This window comes from Mesorhizobium sp. M0060 (genome assembly GCF_040323155.1).
GTDB lineage: Bacteria > Pseudomonadota > Alphaproteobacteria > Rhizobiales > Rhizobiaceae > Mesorhizobium.
On record NZ_JAMYUP010000026.1, the window covers coordinates 23,495 to 37,804 of the forward strand.

Below are 14,310 nucleotides of genomic sequence, written 5' to 3' on the forward strand. Positions count from 1 at the left end.
GGGAACGCGGGCAGGTGACAGGCGTTTGGCGTTCTCCTGCTCGCATCGTCCTCCGCATTCCGAATGGATTTGAGACGCCAATGAAGCTTTTCGACTGCCCGCATTGCGGCCACCGTCTTTATTTCGAGAACGCGCAATGCCTGAACTGCGCCAGCCTCGTGCTCTATAATGCCGAGGATGCGCGCTTTGTGCTGTCCGGCGCCAACGTCTTCCACTGCACCAATGCCGACGAATGCGCCTGCAACTGGATGGCGGAGCCTGGCCAACCCTTCTGTCGCGCCTGCGTGCTGAACCAGTTGATCCCAGATCTGTCGGTCGACGGCAACCGCCGCCGCTGGATCCGTGTCGAGGCGGCAAAGAAGCGTGCCGTCTATTCGCTGCTCGCCTTCGGTCTGCCGGTCACACCCAAGCAGAACCCCGGCGACGAGATCGGCCTCGCTTTCGACTTTCTTGCCGATCCGATCGGTGGCGGTCCCGGCGGTGAGCGCATCCTGACCGGCCATGACAACGGCCGGATCACGCTCAATGTCGCCGAGGCGGACTCGGCCGAGCGCGAGCGGCGGCGCGTCGAGATGGGTGAGAACTACCGCACGCTGCTCGGCCATTTCCGCCATGAGCTCGGCCATTATTACTGGGACCGCCTGATCCGCGACGATCCGCAAAAGCTTGCCGGCTTTCGCGCTTTATTCGGCGACGACCGTGCCGACTATGAACAGGCGTTGAAGGCCTATTATGCCGATGGCGCGCCACCCGACTGGCAGCAGCGCCATATCTCGGCCTATGCGACGTCGCACCCATGGGAGGACTGGGCCGAGACCTGGGCGCATCACATGCATATCACGGACACGCTGGAGATGGTGCATGCTCTGAATTTACCGCTCGGCCGGCTGGAGACCGTTGAAGCCAACGAGCTGTCGCGTGCTGACACCGGCGGCGAGCAGCAGCCGGCACCATCGGAACCCGCCGCCAGGCCAGAGCCTTTCGAGAATATCCTCGCGCGCTGGCTGGTGCTGTCGGAAGCTTCCAACTCGATCAACCGCTGCATGGGCCTGCCCGACCTGTATCCCTTCGTAATCTCGGACGTGGCGGCGCAAAAACTTGCTTTTGTTCACGAGCTTTTGACCGACCTGCCGAAAATTATTGGAACAAATCGTGAGCCGGCGGAGGCTTTTTAGCCGGAACGCATGCGGCTTTGCTTCGTTTTCGGTCCCGAGGGACTGTGCAAACGGAGAGAAGATCATGAAACGCATATTGTTTCCGGCGGTGGCCGGCGCGCTCACAGCGATGTCGGGCTCTGCTTTGGCCGACACCGCCGTCTCGGCCATCACCGATCTCAATGTACGCGCCGGCCCCGGCCCGCAATATCCGGTTATCGGCGTGCTCGCCGCCGGCCAGTCTGCGACGCTCGATGGCTGCATTGCCAATAGCAAATGGTGCACCATCGCCGAAGCCAACGGCCAGGGCTGGGTCTATTCCGACTATGTGACGGCGGATTTCGGCGGCAGCCGCGTGGTCCTGACGCAGCGTCCGGCCAGCGCCGACATTGCCGTCGTGACAGCGCCCGCCGATAGCGTCGAATATTCCGACAACTATACCGGAGCAATCGTTGCCGGCGAGGCGATCGAGCCCATCCGGCGACCGCCGGCCGAGGTTCGCACGTATGTCGAAACGAATCGACTCGATCCGGTCTATCTCGAGGGCGAGGTGGTTACCGGCGCGACCTTGCCCGACACCGTCGAGCTGCGCGAGATTCCGGACTATAATTACCGCTACGTCTATGTGAACGGCCAGCCGGCGCTGGTCGATCCGGACACAAGGCGCATCATGTACGTCGTGCGCTGACGTCGCCAACAGAGCGGTCGCCCTGTAGTGGCGGCCGCTCAGACTCCCGACATTGCCACAGCCGGCATTGCTGCTGCAAAACCGGTTTTCACTTTTGCGTCCGATGCTCTAGACCATGCGAGCCGAAGCACCAGCCAGCGAGCCCGCGTGACCATCGATCCAACTGCCTTCCAACAGTACCGGCACACCGCCAACAACAAGACCACCCTGCCTCGCCTCCTGCTCGGGACGGCGATCGTCGTCCTGTTCTGGGTCGCAACAACCGTCGCCGTGCTGTTCGGCGGCACCTATGCCTTTACCGTCTGGCAGGCGTCGTCAGGCACCTCCCCGCCAGCTGGAGGGGCGGTGCAGGATTTCATGGCATCGCCCGCGGGCATCCTCGCGGCGCTGGCTTCCTTTGCCGGAATCTGGCTCGGCCTTTGGGCTGCCATGCGCTGGATCCATCGCGAGAAGCTGACGGCCCTGATCGGCATCAGCCGGCGCATTTCGTGGTCGGGGTTCCTGAAAGGGTTGGCCGCGGTGCTGATCACTTCGCTGCTTTCCGAGATCCTGCTTTATGGCCTGCAGCCCGATATTGCGCGCGGTACGATCGGCCTGTCGTCCTGGCTTTTGTTCCTGATCCCGATCGCTGCATTGACCTTTCTGCAGACCTCGTCGGAGGAGATGCTGTTCCGCGGCTATCTGCTCAGGGGTCTGGCGAGCCGGTTCCAAAATCCATTTATCTGGGCGCTGCTGCCGGGACTGCTGTTCACCTCCCTGCATTGGAGCCCGAGCTCGACGACCGCCATCAACGCCTGCGTGCTGGCCTCGATCGCCGCCTTTGCACTGTTGCTGACGCTTCTGGTCTATGCCACCGGCAATCTGGGTGCTGGCTTCGGCGCCCATCTCGGCAACAATCTGACCGGCTTCTTGCTGATTTCGCATCAGCAAAGCTATAATTCCTTCGCCCTGTTCAACGCCAAGCCGCTCGAAGCCGCCGGCTGGACGGCTTTAGACGCCGTCCTCATCGCCGCGATCGGCATCGTCAGCAGCCTGTTGACCGTTCTGCTGCTTTTGCATCCGCGCTCACCGCTGAAAGTGGAACCGGATATGACGCGCGCCGGCGGCGTGCGCTGATGCGCGTTGCCTGGTCGCCCTGAGCATATCTGGCACAACGCTGACCAAAGCTTGACTCTGCGGCCGATTTCCTGTCTACACGCCGCAAATTCCGCGACGAGTATTCCTCCGAGCAAACCGACCGGGACGCCGAAACCTCTTTGAGGTGAAGTGCTGTAAATCGATCCCGGAGGCCAACACCCGGCAGCGCTGTGCGCCCCCGGGTGCTTTTTGGCTTTGGGCTTTTGCCCGGACCGGCTTTTGCTTGGACAGTCGGCGCGAACGCATTACCTCTCGGGCATCATCCGGGTGCCAGGGAAAAGGAAAAAGAATGTTTGAATCGCTACAGGAACGCACAAGAGGCGTGGAGGGCCGCAGGCCCGACGGGGATCAGCATGAATCCAAGGCGCTCTCGCACGGCGGTTTGACCAATGTTTGAGTCCCTGCAAGAGCGCCTTGGTTCGATCCTGAACGGCCTCACCGGCCGCGGCGCGCTGTCGGAGGCGGATGTCTCGGCGGCGCTGCGCGAGGTGCGCCGTGCGCTGCTCGAGGCCGACGTGGCGTTGGAAGTGGTGCGTTCCTTCACCGACAAGGTGCGCGAGAAGGCCGTCGGCGCCGCCGTGGTCAAGTCGATCAAGCCCGGCCAGATGGTCGTCAAGATCGTCCATGACGAGCTGGTCGAGATGCTCGGCGCCGAGGGCGTCGCCATCGACCTCAATGCACCGGCTCCGGTCGTCATCATGATGGTCGGCCTGCAGGGCTCCGGCAAGACGACGACCTCGGCCAAGATCGCCAAGCGCCTGGCCGAGCGCCAGAACAAGAAGGTCTTGATGGCATCGCTCGACACGCGGCGTCCCGCCGCGCAGGAGCAGCTCCGTCAACTCGGCGAGCAGGTCAAGGTCGCCACGCTGCCGATCGTCGCCGGCCAGACGCCGGTCGATATCGCCCGCCGCGCCGTGCAGGCGGCAAAGCTCGGCGGCCATGACGTCGTCATCCTCGATACCGCCGGCCGCACCCATATTGACGAGCCGCTGATGATCGAGATGGCCGACATCAAGAAGGTGTCGTCGCCGCACGAGATCCTGCTGGTCGCCGATTCGCTGACCGGCCAGGACGCCGTCAATCTGGCGAAAAGCTTCGATGAGCGCGTCGGCATCACCGGCCTCGTGCTGACCCGTATGGACGGCGACGGCCGCGGTGGCGCAGCACTCTCGATGCGCGCCGTCACCGGCAAGCCGATCAAGCTGATCGGCACCGGCGAAAAAATGGACGGGCTGGAGGAATTCCACCCCAAGCGCATCGCCGACCGCATCCTCGGCATGGGCGACATCGTCAGCCTCGTCGAAAAGGCGGCCGAGAACATTGACGCCGAGCAGGCGGCGGCGATGGCCAGGAAGATGCAGTCGGGCAAGTTCGACCTGAACGACCTCGCCGGCCAGCTTCAGCAAATGTCGAAAATGGGCGGCATGGGCGGCATCATGGGCATGATGCCTGGCATGGGCAAGATGAAGGACCAGATGGCCGCCGCCGGTCTCGACGACAAGATGTTCGGCCGCCAGCTCGCCATCATCTCGTCGATGACCAAGGCCGAGCGCGCCAATCCCGATATTCTGAAGCACTCGCGCAAGAAGCGCATCGCCGCCGGCTCCGGCACCGACGCGGCCGAAATCAACAAGCTGTTGAAGATGCATCGCGGCATGGCCGACATGATGAAGGCGATGGGCGGCAAGGGCAAAGGCGGCGGCCTGATGCGCGGCATGATGGGCGGGCTTGCTTCCAAGATGGGGCTCGGTGGCATGATGCCGGGCGGCCCCGGCGGCATGATGGGCGGCGGCATGCCGGACCTCTCCAAGATGGATCCCAAGCAGCTCGAAGCCTTGCAGAAGCAGGCACAGGCGGCCGGGCTCGGCGGCATGAAGGGCCTTCCCGGCGGCTTTCCCGGTGGCGGTGGTCTGCCTGGGCTGCCCGGCGGCATGAAGCTTCCTGGTTTGCCGGGATCTGGCGGCGGCCTACCCGGCCTCGGCAAGAAGAAATGAGGGCGCCATGAACGAAGAAAAGGACATGGCCGACGCGCGTGCGGCGCTAGTCAATTATCGCGCCTCGATCGACAACATCGACGCGGCGCTGATCCACATGCTGGCCGAGCGCTTCCGCTGCACCAAAGCGGTCGGCGTGCTGAAGGCGGAACATGGGCTGCCGCCGGCCGATCCGGCACGCGAGCAGGAGCAGATCGCCCGCCTTCGCCAACTGGCGAAGGACGCCCATCTCGACCCGGATTTCGCGGAGAAATTCCTGAACTTCGTCGTCCGCGAAGTGATCCGCCATCACGAGCAGATCGCCGCTTCCAACGGCGTGACGAAAACCGGCTGAGGACCAGCCACCAACCGATCAACCAAATCAGAGCTTTTTAGGAGAAAAGAAATGCCACTGAAAATCCGACTGGCCCGTGCGGGCTCGAAGAAGCGTCCCTATTACCACGTCGTCGTCGCCGATGCCCGTTCGCCGCGCGACGGCCGTTTCATCGAGTCGCTCGGCTCGTGGAACCCGCTGCTGCCCAAGGACGGCGAACGCGTCAAGGTCGACGCCGAGCGCGTCAAGCATTGGCTGTCGCACGGCGCCCAGCCGACCGACCGTGTGCTGCGCTTCCTCGACGAAGCCGGCATCGCCAAGCGCGAAGCCCGCTCCAACCCGAAGAAGGCCGAGCCCGGCAAAAAGACGCAGGAGCGCGCAGCGCTGCTGAAGAAGGCGCAGGAAGATGCCGCCGCCGCTGTTGCCGCCGCAACCGCCGCCCCGGCCGAGGCGGAAGCCGCCAGCGCCGAATAATTCATCCATCCCCAGTCGCAGAACGGCGGGCCTCTGCCCGCCGTTTTGCTGTTGCCAGTTGATCCGTATGACGCGGCCCGATCAATATCCTTGTGGGCAGCTCGCAATGTACACACGACCGTCGCGGCCGCGATAACGGCACTGGCCGCTTTCGCTGGCACGGCCGATCAGCGCACCGGCCAAAGCGCCGGCCGCGCCGCCGATCACCGCGCCCTGGGTCGGGTTGCCGGCCACTGCGGCGCCGACCGCCGCACCGCCCAGGCCGCCGACTGCCGCGCCTTGCTCAGTACGGGAGCAGGCACCGAGCGGTACCAGCAGGGCCATCAAGATCATCACCTTTTTCATTGTCGTTCCTCTCCAACAGGGTACCGTCCTCGCCGCTGCACCCCCTAACTCGCAACCTGGCGATTTGATCCAATGAAGAAGGTCGGCGGCAGACCAAGCGGGTCTCGTGTGATCAAGTGGCCCGCAAAATCATCGCCGCAAAACGCGGGTTCTCGGCAGGGTGATCCGCACAATATCCGGGAGGCATGGCATGGCCGGCGAAACCGATTTGAAGACGCTGCTGGCCGGAATGCAACCGGAGCTGACAGCCGGTGTCTATGTCTTTGCCAGCTTGCCGCCCGGTGCGCCTATTCCCGGCGAGCTTCATCCGCTGATGCTGCTTTACGAGCACGAGGGCTCGACGCTGATCGTGCCTGAGGACGAGGCCAAAGCCGCCGGCCTGCAACCAACATTCCGCTGCCGGATGCTGACGCTGAACGTCCATTCGTCGCTGGAAGCGGTCGGCTTCCTCGCCGCCATCACCGCGCGGCTGGCTACCGCCGGCATGGGCGTCAATCCGGTCTCGGCCTTCTACCACGACTATCTGTTCGTGCCCGCCGACCGGGCGGAGGAGGCGCTGGCGATGTTGGAGAAGCTGGCGGAGGAGAGCCCGCTGTGACGCCCGCACCTGCTGTTTACTTCAGATGCCGGTGCCGCCCGTCATCCCCCTGCCGGGACCTTCTCCTCATGAGCGGGGAGAAGGGAGCTATCGGCCGAAGGCCGAGCCCGCGACTGCGGGCCGCCGGCTTTCCGGCGCTCCCGCGAAGGGCCGGCCGCGAAGCGGCGGTGCGGCCCGTGAGCGAAACTAAACCGGCCGAAGGCCGAGCCAGTGAGCGAAAACTATGCCGCCTTCTTCTTCGGCTGGATCAGCCCGCGCTCGACCAGCAGCTCCGCGATCTGCACCGCATTGAGCGCCGCGCCCTTGCGCAGATTGTCGGAGACAATCCACATCGACAATCCGTTGTCGATGGTCGAATCCTCACGGATGCGCGAGATGAAGGTGGCGTCCTCGCCGGCCGAGTCCAGCGGCGTGATGTAGCCGCCGTCCTCGCGCTTGTCGATCACCTGGCAGCCCGGCGCCTCGCGCAGGATCTCGCGCGCTTCATCGGCGGTGATCGGCTTTTCGAACTCGATATTGACCGCTTCCGAATGGCCGATGAACACCGGCACCCGCACGCAGGTCGCCGTCAGCTTGATCTTGGGGTCGAGCATCTTCTTGGTCTCGGCCACCATCTTCCACTCTTCCTTGGTGAAGCCGTCGTCGAGGAAGACGTCGATGTGCGGGATGACGTTGAAGGCGATACGCTTGGTGAATTTCTTGACGTCGACCTGGTCGGCGACGAACACGGCCCGCGTCTGCGTGAACAATTCGTCCATGCCTTCCTTGCCGGCGCCGGAGACCGACTGGTAGGTGGCGACGACGACGCGCTTGATGGTGGCGAAGTCGTGCAACGGCTTCAGTGCCACAACCAGCTGCGCCGTCGAGCAGTTCGGGTTGGCAATGATGTTCTTGCGTGTGAACAGCGAAATCGCGTCCGGGTTCACTTCCGGAACGATCAGCGGCACGTCCTGGTCGTAGCGGAAGGCCGACGAATTGTCGATGACGACGCAGCCCTGCTTGCCGATCTTCGGCGACCATTCCTTGGAGACGTTGCCGCCGGCCGACATGATGCAGATGTCGGTGTCGGAAAAATCATACTGGTCGAGCGTCCGGACCTTCAGCGTGCGGTCGCCGAACGACACTTCCGTGCCCTGGCTGCGCCGCGAGGCCAGCGCCACCACCTCGCTCACCGGAAAGCCGCGCTCTTCCAGTATGTTGAGCATTTCCCGGCCCACATTGCCCGTGGCACCGACGATCGCAACCTTGAAACTCATCGAAAATCTCCTGTCCCTCTCCGCTCGGTTTCTGGAGAAACCCGCGGCCGATGCGGGTTTCAACCCCCGGGCCGGACCCGGGAGAGGGTGGTTAGGCCAAGGGAATCAGACCGTTTTGGTGGTCGTTTTACCGGTTTTTTTGACCAAGAACGTGGTTTTGCTGGAACGGAAAGACGCGCTAAGGCGTCCAGCCCAATGGTTCGCATTGGGGCCGGGGATATCGAAGGCAAGGAGCGCCATCAAAAGGCCGCGCATCGAAAAACCATTCCCGTTCGGTGCCGGCTTTTACGCAGTTTGCGTCAAGAGTCAATCGCAACCAGGCGGACCACTGCCCTGTACAATGGCCACGGCACGAAGTACGAACGGGCATCGTCTGGCTCGTGGCGCCCGTGCGTGGCGCATGCCGACATTTGACCCGTCGCCGGGTATTGAGAATCCGAATTCCGAAAGAGTGAGATGTCCAACTTCGAAGCTATTGTTCCCGCGCTGGCAAAGGCGCTGGAAAAACGCGGCTATGTCGAGCTGACACCGGTGCAAAAGGCCGTTCTCGAACTTGACCAGGCCGATGCGCTGGTTTCAGCCCAGACCGGCTCCGGCAAGACCGTCGCTTTCGGCCTGGCTTTGGCGCCGACGCTTCTCGATGGTGCCGAGCGCTTTTCCCACGCCGCGGCGCCCCTGGCGCTGGCCGTCGCACCGACGCGGGAGCTGGCGCTGCAGGTGACGCGCGAGCTGGAATGGCTCTACGAGCTGACCGGGGCCACGGTGGCGTCCTGCGTCGGCGGCATGGACATGCGCACCGAACGGCGCACGCTGGAGCGCGGCGCCCATATCGTCGTCGGCACGCCCGGCCGCCTGCGCGACCACATCACCCGCAATTCGCTCGACATGTCGGCGCTCAAGGCAGTTGTGCTCGACGAGGCCGATGAGATGCTCGATCTCGGCTTTCGCGAGGACCTCGAATTCATCCTCGACGCCGCCCCTGCCGAGCGCCGCACGCTGATGTTTTCCGCCACAGTGCCACGCTCTATCGCCACCCTCGCAAAGGGCTACCAGCGCGACGCCGTACGCATCTCGGCTTCCGGCGAGGAGAAGCAGCATCTCGACATCGAGTACCGGGCGCTGAGCGTTGCCCAGGCCGACCGGGAGAACGCCATCATCAACGTGCTGCGCTTTTACGAGGCAAAGAACGCGCTTGTGTTCTGCAACACCCGTGCTGCCGTCAATCACCTGACGGCGCGCTTCAACAACCGCAACTTTTCCGTGGTGGCGCTTTCGGGCGAGCTGAGCCAGAACGAGCGCAGCCATGCGCTGCAAGCGATGCGCGACGGCCGCGCCAAGGTCTGCATCGCCACCGACGTCGCAGCGCGCGGTATCGACCTGCCCAATCTCGAGCTGGTGATCCATGCCGACCTGCCGACCAACCCGGAGACGCTTCTGCACCGGAGCGGACGCACGGGCCGGGCGGGACGCAAAGGCGTCAGCGCGCTGATCGTGCCCAACAGCGCCCGCAAGCGCACCGAACGGCTGCTGCAAAGTGCCGGTCTGGCGGCGACTTGGGCGAGCCCGCCCTCGGCCGACGACGTGATACGCCGCGACGACGAGCGCATTCTCGCGGATCCGGCCTTCGGCGAGCCCATGAAGGAGGACGAGCGCGGCTTCATCCAGGCGCTTCTCGACCAGCACGGGCCAGAACAGATCGCCGCCGCCTTCGTGCGGATGTGCCGCTCCAGCCGTTCGGCGCCCGAGGATCTTCTCGACGTGGCGCCGTTCACGCCGTCGGGCGAAAAATTTGCGCGCCGGGACGAGGCACCGAGCCGCCGCGACGATTTCGGCGACAGCGTCTGGTTCTCGCTGTCGGTCGGACGCCGGCAGAATGCCGAGCCGCGCTGGCTGATCCCGATGCTGTGCCGGACGGGCGGCATCTCCAAGCGCGAGATCGGCGCCATCAAGATGCAGGCGGAAGAAACTTTCGTGCAGATCGCAGCGGACTGGGCCGAGCGTTTCCTGGCGGCGATCGGCCCCGACCGCAAGCTGCAGGGCAATATTGCGGTCAGGCGACTGGACGGCACGCCCGATTTGTCGCGGGCCGGCTATCAGGAGCCACGGCCCGACAAGAAGCCGCATCGCGGCAAGCGCACGTTCGATCAAAACGCGCCCAAATTCGAGAAGCGCGCTCCATCGGCCGACCAGCGCCCGGCATTCGAGGCAAAGCCCTGGGCCGGGAAATCGGCCAAGGCGAAGTTCGAAGGCGGACCGGCGAAACACAAGAAATCGAAGAAACGGCCGGGGTAAATGGCCGGCACCCTCCATTTCGCGCAGGCCCCTTGCGGTCTGCCGCAACTTTGCACAGTCTGGGGCGGGGCAATGGGGTGGCAGGACATGCGCGGCGAAGTTCTTCACTATGACGAGGACCAGGCCTTCGGTTTCATTACCGGAGCCGACGGCAACCGCTACAGCTTCGCGCGAGAGGACTTGCGCCGCGAAGCATCGGTTGCCGGAGGCACGCCCGTCGAATTCGAGCCGGCTGGCGGACGGGCACGCGATGTTTTTTCGATCCGCGCCCAACCTGCCAGTGCACCCACCGACGCCCCCGCTGCAACCGCCGCCCCAACTCAGGCCGGCAATGCGCCCGCGGCACGTCAGCCGCAACATTTCGGCCGCTCCGCTGACAACAGTCCCGCCGGATCCACCGGCCTGTGGAGCTATTTCTGGCTGGGCCTGACCGGGAATTATTTCAACTTCGCCGGCCGTGCCCGCCGCAAGGAATATTGGGGCTATTGCTTGTTCTGGACGATCGCGCTGATCGTGGCGATAGGACTCGGCGTCTTCACCGACGACGCCATGGGCAATCTCGACAACAGTGAATTGCCGGCAGTGACGGTCGGCCTCTTTGGCCTCTTCCTGCTGGCAACAGCCCTGCCGTGGTTCGGCCTCAACGTGCGTCGCCTGCACGATATCGGCCTGACCGGCTGGCTCTTCCTGCTTTTCCTGATCCCGACCTTCGGCACCGTGATCATCCTGATCTTTGCGCTGATCCCGACCCAGCCGCGCGAAAACCAGTGGGGTCCGGTGCCGGCGGGTGTCCAAATTTAACCGCGGGAGTGCCGCCGCATCCTCAGTCGTCGCCCAGCGGACGTCGACCGCCACAGGCTCAGCCCAGGAATTTGGCGATGATCGCGTCGCCCATCTCGGTGGTGCCGACCTCGGTCATCCCCTCGGACAAAATATCCCTGGTGCGCAAGCCCTGGTCGAGCACGGCGGCGATCGCGCCTTCCAGGCGGTCGGCTTCGGCCACCATGCCGAAGGAATAGCGCATGCACATGGCGAAGGAGGCGATCATGGCGATCGGGTTGGCGATGCCCTTGCCTGATATATCGGGCGCCGAGCCGTGCACCGGCTCATAGAGCGCCTTGCGCTTTTTCGTCCTGGCATCGGGGGCGCCGAGCGAGGCCGAAGGCAGCATGCCGATCGAGCCGGTCAGCATGGCGGCGATGTCGGACAGCATGTCGCCGAACAGATTGTCGGTGACGATGACGTCGAACTGCTTGGGCCAGCGCACCAGCTGCATGCCGCCGGCATCGGCGAGCATATGGTCGAGCTTGACGTCGGCATAGCGCGCCTTGTGGGTTTGCGTAACGACCTCGTTCCACAATACGCCTGATTTCATCACATTGCGCTTTTCCATCGAGGTGACGTGGTTCTTGCGCGTGCGTGCCAATTCGAAGGCAACGCCCGAAATGCGTTCGATTTCGAACGTATCGTAGACCTGGGTGTCGATGCCGCGCTTCTGGCCGTTGCCGAGATCGATGATCTGCTTCGGCTCACCGAAATAGACACCGCCGGTGAGCTCGCGCACGATGAGAATATCGAGGCCCTCGACGACTTCCTGCTTGAGCGAGGAGGACGCCGCCAGCGCCGGATAGCAGATAGCGGGTCTGAGATTGGCGAACAGCTCCATGTCCTTGCGCAGGCGCAAAAGACCTGCCTCCGGGCGCACCTCGTAAGGCACCGCATCCCATTTCGGCCCGCCGACGGCGCCGAACAGCACCGCGTCCGCGGCCATCGCCTTGGCCATGTCGGTATCGGAAATCGCCGCGCCATGCGCGTCATAGGCGCAGCCGCCGACAAGGCCCTCATCGGTGACGAAATCACTGCCGAACTTGTCGTTCATGGCGGAAATCAGCTTCTTCACCTCGGCCATCGCCTCGGGGCCGATGCCGTCGCCGGCAAGCAGGAGAAGATTTTTCGAAGCCATGAGAACCGTCCCAATCGTTTAGCGCATGAACGCGGCCTTGCTAAACGCCAAGCGGCCGACGCGCAAGCCTACGGTTCAGAGCATCGGACCCAAAAGTGGAAACCGGTTTTGGGAAAATCCCATGCTCAAGACAAAAACGCCTATAGATGCGAAAGGATGTTGACCAGCCTGCCGAACGGGTCGCGCACGAAGAAGCGCCGCACGCCCCAGGGCTCGTCCGCCGGACCGTATTCGACGGCGAAGCCGGCCTTCCTCATGCTTTCAAGTGCAGCGTCGACATCGTCGACCTCGATCGACAGGTCAGGCACCGGCGTGCCGGAGCCGCCCTCGACGGCAAAGCTGACCTGGACGTTCATTTTTTCTTGCGAGCCGTAGGTCGTGATCCAGCCGTGGTCCATGAGCACGTCGAGACCAAGCACATCCTGATAGAAGCGTTTTCCCGCTGCGATGTCAGGCGTTTCGATGTTGGCAACAATACGCCGGACTTTCATGACCGCGCTCCAACCGTACGCCGCAGCGCCGTCACCTCGATCTCGATCTTCATCTCCGGCTTGTTGAGCTGACACACGATCATCGTCGCCGCCGGCCTGATCTCGCCGAAGATCTCGCCGAGGATCGGGAACACCACATCGACGAAAGCCGCATCGGTGATGTAGTAATGCGCCCGCACCACGTCGGCCATCTCGAAGCCGCCATCCCCGAGCGCCTTGGCGATCGTCGCCAGGCAATTGCGCGTCTGCGCCTCGACCGTCTCCGGCATCGACATGATCGCATAGTCGTAGCCGGTCGTTCCGGACACGAAACACCAGTCGCCCTGCACCACCGCGCGCGAATAGCCGGCGGTCTTCTCGAAGGGCGAGCCGGTGGAGATCAGTTTTCGCATGGCTTCCTCACGATCGTAGCGGCTATCTTGCAGGGAATGAGCCGATCAGGCCATGGGCCAGACGCTGTGGATGGGCTGTGCAACCATTGATGATGGCGGGACAGCACCTGCCGGGGCAGAGGGGGGTGGGAAGAAACTCGGCGGTGCAGAATTCTGGTCCGCCGCCTTCCTGGCGAAGGCCAGGGTATGGATCATCGTCCATGGTGACGAAGACGTGGTGGCAATCGCCGCGCCAAGCGCCTAATTCGCCGAACGCAGTTCCTTGTCCAGCGCTTCCTTGATCTCCGCCGGCCAGGTACTCACCGCCGGCCAGGCGTCCGGCTCTGGCTTGTCGCCGCGCCGGGCGAAATAGAGCTTGTGCTTGGCCGGGTCGACGGCCATGAAGCCGTCATTGCCGCCGCAATCGTGCGGCACGCAGCCACTGGCGAAAAAGGCGCCCGACGCGGTTTTCTCCGTGCCGCCGCCGACCAGCAGGCTGGTTGCCATGTCGGGCATATCCTTGCTGAGCAGCGTCTCGGCCAGCCTGTAGACCGCTTCGTTATGGAAGGCGTCGACGATGTTGTCGTATTTCGATGGATCGATGTCTTTCCAGTCGGTGCCCGGCTCCGGCATGTAGGTGAGATTGCCGGAATTCGTCAGCCCGTCCGTCGGCGACCATCGCAGCGCCGGCTTGGAATCGCCGGGCAAAAGATAGGGTACGAAATAGATGGCGCTGTCGGACACCGCGGCCGGCGGCGCACCGCATTCGTCTTGCTCGACCGTGGTGCTCTGGATGGTACCGCCTTCCGGTTTCCAGACGATCACCTTGGCGGGGCCGCACTGGTTGCCGCCGTCGCCGACATCGACCAGCGCCACGTTGACCCCGCCGACCTTGACGACCTTATCGAAGAACACGTCGTAATTGCTGGCCAGCGGCTTGCCGTCATAGGCCAGCGCCTTCTCGCCATACTCCTCCTGCTGGGTGATGGTCAGCTGCCCACCCTCGAACGGGATCGGTCCTTGGCTGTCATCGTCGGTTAGGGCCGCATTGCTCGACGCGCCCTGGTCGGCGGCCCCGCCGGACGCATCGTCAGCCGGCACGAGCACCATGTCGGTCTGTGCATGCGCGCCAGCCACCGGCATCAGAATCCACGCCAGCGCGCAGGCGCCGGCAACAAGCGAACGTGTCATGACTGTCCTCCGCCACCAAGCCGGCCTGCAGCGGCTGGGCTAT

At 63.8% G+C, this 14,310-nt stretch carries 16 protein-coding genes; 10 read left to right on the forward strand and 6 right to left on the reverse strand.

The features are described 5' to 3' along the window. Positions 1-80: 80 nt before the first annotated feature. The 6 genes from NKJ94_RS22660 (at position 81) to rpsP (ending at position 5,760) form a co-directional block, all read left to right on the forward strand. The gene (locus NKJ94_RS22660; protein WP_352527994.1) at positions 81-1,175 is read left to right on the forward strand and encodes a zinc-binding metallopeptidase family protein; all 1,095 of its coding nucleotides are present in this window, start codon (positions 81-83) and stop codon (positions 1,173-1,175) included. 64 nt (positions 1,176-1,239) lie between these two features. Next, complete coding sequence (locus tag NKJ94_RS22665) at positions 1,240-1,842, forward strand: DUF1236 domain-containing protein (RefSeq protein ID WP_352527996.1); 603 nt, start codon at positions 1,240-1,242, stop codon at positions 1,840-1,842. A 147-nt stretch (positions 1,843-1,989) separates the two neighbouring features. After that, entirely contained in the window at positions 1,990-2,958 is a 969-nt protein-coding gene (locus tag NKJ94_RS22670; protein ID WP_352527998.1) for a CPBP family intramembrane glutamic endopeptidase, read from the forward strand. A gap of 410 nt (positions 2,959-3,368) precedes the next feature. Next, positions 3,369-4,973 carry a signal recognition particle protein gene (ffh, locus tag NKJ94_RS22675; protein WP_352528000.1) on the forward strand — a complete coding sequence of 535 codons (1,605 nt, stop codon included), beginning with the start codon at positions 3,369-3,371 and terminating at the stop codon, positions 4,971-4,973. Positions 4,974-4,980: 7 nt separating this feature from the next. After that, positions 4,981-5,307, forward strand: a complete 327-nt coding sequence (locus NKJ94_RS22680) for a chorismate mutase (protein ID WP_352528002.1) — start codon at positions 4,981-4,983, stop codon at positions 5,305-5,307. 51 nt (positions 5,308-5,358) lie between these two features. Beyond that, positions 5,359-5,760, forward strand: coding sequence for a 30S ribosomal protein S16 (gene rpsP, locus NKJ94_RS22685; protein ID WP_352528003.1), 402 nt, complete (start codon positions 5,359-5,361; stop codon positions 5,758-5,760). 81 nt (positions 5,761-5,841) lie between these two features. Here the strand turns inward: rpsP and NKJ94_RS22690 are convergent, their stop codons facing one another. Beyond that, positions 5,842-6,105 carry a YMGG-like glycine zipper-containing protein gene (locus NKJ94_RS22690; RefSeq protein ID WP_352528005.1) on the reverse strand — a complete coding sequence of 88 codons (264 nt, stop codon included), beginning with the start codon at positions 6,103-6,105 and terminating at the stop codon, positions 5,842-5,844. 190 nt (positions 6,106-6,295) lie between these two features. On the opposite strand from NKJ94_RS22690, the gene NKJ94_RS22695 reads away from it, so the two are divergent. Beyond that, a complete protein-coding gene (locus tag NKJ94_RS22695; protein WP_352528007.1) occupies positions 6,296-6,703 on the forward strand; it encodes an ACT domain-containing protein in 408 nt (135 codons plus the stop codon). A 221-nt stretch (positions 6,704-6,924) separates the two neighbouring features. Here the strand turns inward: NKJ94_RS22695 and NKJ94_RS22700 are convergent, their stop codons facing one another. Further along, positions 6,925-7,959 carry an aspartate-semialdehyde dehydrogenase gene (locus tag NKJ94_RS22700; RefSeq protein ID WP_352528009.1) on the reverse strand — a complete coding sequence of 345 codons (1,035 nt, stop codon included), beginning with the start codon at positions 7,957-7,959 and terminating at the stop codon, positions 6,925-6,927. Positions 7,960-8,415: 456 nt separating this feature from the next. Between NKJ94_RS22700 and NKJ94_RS22705 the strand changes: the two genes are divergently transcribed. After that, positions 8,416-10,251 carry a DEAD/DEAH box helicase gene (locus NKJ94_RS22705; RefSeq protein ID WP_352528011.1) on the forward strand — a complete coding sequence of 612 codons (1,836 nt, stop codon included), beginning with the start codon at positions 8,416-8,418 and terminating at the stop codon, positions 10,249-10,251. Positions 10,252-10,338: 87 nt separating this feature from the next. Then, the gene (locus NKJ94_RS22710; protein ID WP_352528013.1) at positions 10,339-11,052 is read left to right on the forward strand and encodes a DUF805 domain-containing protein; all 714 of its coding nucleotides are present in this window, start codon (positions 10,339-10,341) and stop codon (positions 11,050-11,052) included. 58 nt (positions 11,053-11,110) lie between these two features. On the opposite strand, the gene leuB is transcribed toward NKJ94_RS22710, so the two are convergent. The 3 genes from leuB to NKJ94_RS22725 all read right to left on the reverse strand — a co-directional run bounded on the left by leuB (position 11,111) and on the right by NKJ94_RS22725 (position 13,097). After that, positions 11,111-12,214 carry a 3-isopropylmalate dehydrogenase gene (gene leuB, locus NKJ94_RS22715; RefSeq protein ID WP_352528015.1) on the reverse strand — a complete coding sequence of 368 codons (1,104 nt, stop codon included), beginning with the start codon at positions 12,212-12,214 and terminating at the stop codon, positions 11,111-11,113. A 140-nt stretch (positions 12,215-12,354) separates the two neighbouring features. Next, positions 12,355-12,705: a VOC family protein gene (locus NKJ94_RS22720; protein ID WP_352528017.1), complete on the reverse strand. Its 351-nt coding sequence runs from the start codon at positions 12,703-12,705 to the stop codon at positions 12,355-12,357. Then, on the reverse strand, positions 12,702-13,097 hold the full coding sequence (locus tag NKJ94_RS22725; RefSeq protein ID WP_352528019.1) for a RidA family protein: 396 nt from the start codon (positions 13,095-13,097) through the stop codon (positions 12,702-12,704). Before NKJ94_RS22725 ends, NKJ94_RS22720 begins: the two co-directional genes overlap by 4 nt. Before the next feature lie 52 nt (positions 13,098-13,149). On the opposite strand from NKJ94_RS22725, the gene NKJ94_RS22730 reads away from it, so the two are divergent. Further along, positions 13,150-13,341 (forward strand): hypothetical protein, encoded by a 192-nt coding sequence (locus NKJ94_RS22730; RefSeq protein ID WP_352528021.1) that lies wholly within the window; start codon positions 13,150-13,152, stop codon positions 13,339-13,341. Here NKJ94_RS22730 and NKJ94_RS22735 read toward each other — a convergent pair. Then, positions 13,338-14,267, reverse strand: coding sequence for an Ivy family c-type lysozyme inhibitor (locus NKJ94_RS22735; protein WP_352528023.1), 930 nt, complete (start codon positions 14,265-14,267; stop codon positions 13,338-13,340). The two genes, NKJ94_RS22730 and NKJ94_RS22735, sit on opposite strands and share 4 nt — an antisense overlap. Positions 14,268-14,310 lie beyond the last annotated feature (43 nt).

Coding starts and splice junctions, on each gene's coding strand:
- NKJ94_RS22660 (WP_352527994.1), top strand. CDS start 81: ATGAAGCTTTTCGACTGCCCGCATTGCGGCCACCGTCTTTATTTCGAG.
- NKJ94_RS22695 (WP_352528007.1), top strand. CDS start 6,296: ATGGCCGGCGAAACCGATTTGAAGACGCTGCTGGCCGGAATGCAACCG.
- rpsP (WP_352528003.1), top strand. CDS start 5,359: ATGCCACTGAAAATCCGACTGGCCCGTGCGGGCTCGAAGAAGCGTCCC.
- NKJ94_RS22665 (WP_352527996.1), top strand. CDS start 1,240: ATGAAACGCATATTGTTTCCGGCGGTGGCCGGCGCGCTCACAGCGATG.
- leuB (WP_352528015.1), bottom strand. CDS start 12,214: ATGGCTTCGAAAAATCTTCTCCTGCTTGCCGGCGACGGCATCGGCCCC.
- NKJ94_RS22705 (WP_352528011.1), top strand. CDS start 8,416: ATGTCCAACTTCGAAGCTATTGTTCCCGCGCTGGCAAAGGCGCTGGAA.
- NKJ94_RS22690 (WP_352528005.1), bottom strand. CDS start 6,105: ATGAAAAAGGTGATGATCTTGATGGCCCTGCTGGTACCGCTCGGTGCC.
- NKJ94_RS22680 (WP_352528002.1), top strand. CDS start 4,981: ATGAACGAAGAAAAGGACATGGCCGACGCGCGTGCGGCGCTAGTCAAT.
- NKJ94_RS22710 (WP_352528013.1), top strand. CDS start 10,339: ATGCGCGGCGAAGTTCTTCACTATGACGAGGACCAGGCCTTCGGTTTC.
- NKJ94_RS22735 (WP_352528023.1), bottom strand. CDS start 14,267: ATGACACGTTCGCTTGTTGCCGGCGCCTGCGCGCTGGCGTGGATTCTG.
- NKJ94_RS22700 (WP_352528009.1), bottom strand. CDS start 7,959: ATGAGTTTCAAGGTTGCGATCGTCGGTGCCACGGGCAATGTGGGCCGG.
- NKJ94_RS22730 (WP_352528021.1), top strand. CDS start 13,150: ATGGGCCAGACGCTGTGGATGGGCTGTGCAACCATTGATGATGGCGGG.
- NKJ94_RS22725 (WP_352528019.1), bottom strand. CDS start 13,097: ATGCGAAAACTGATCTCCACCGGCTCGCCCTTCGAGAAGACCGCCGGC.
- NKJ94_RS22720 (WP_352528017.1), bottom strand. CDS start 12,705: ATGAAAGTCCGGCGTATTGTTGCCAACATCGAAACGCCTGACATCGCA.
- ffh (WP_352528000.1), top strand. CDS start 3,369: ATGTTTGAGTCCCTGCAAGAGCGCCTTGGTTCGATCCTGAACGGCCTC.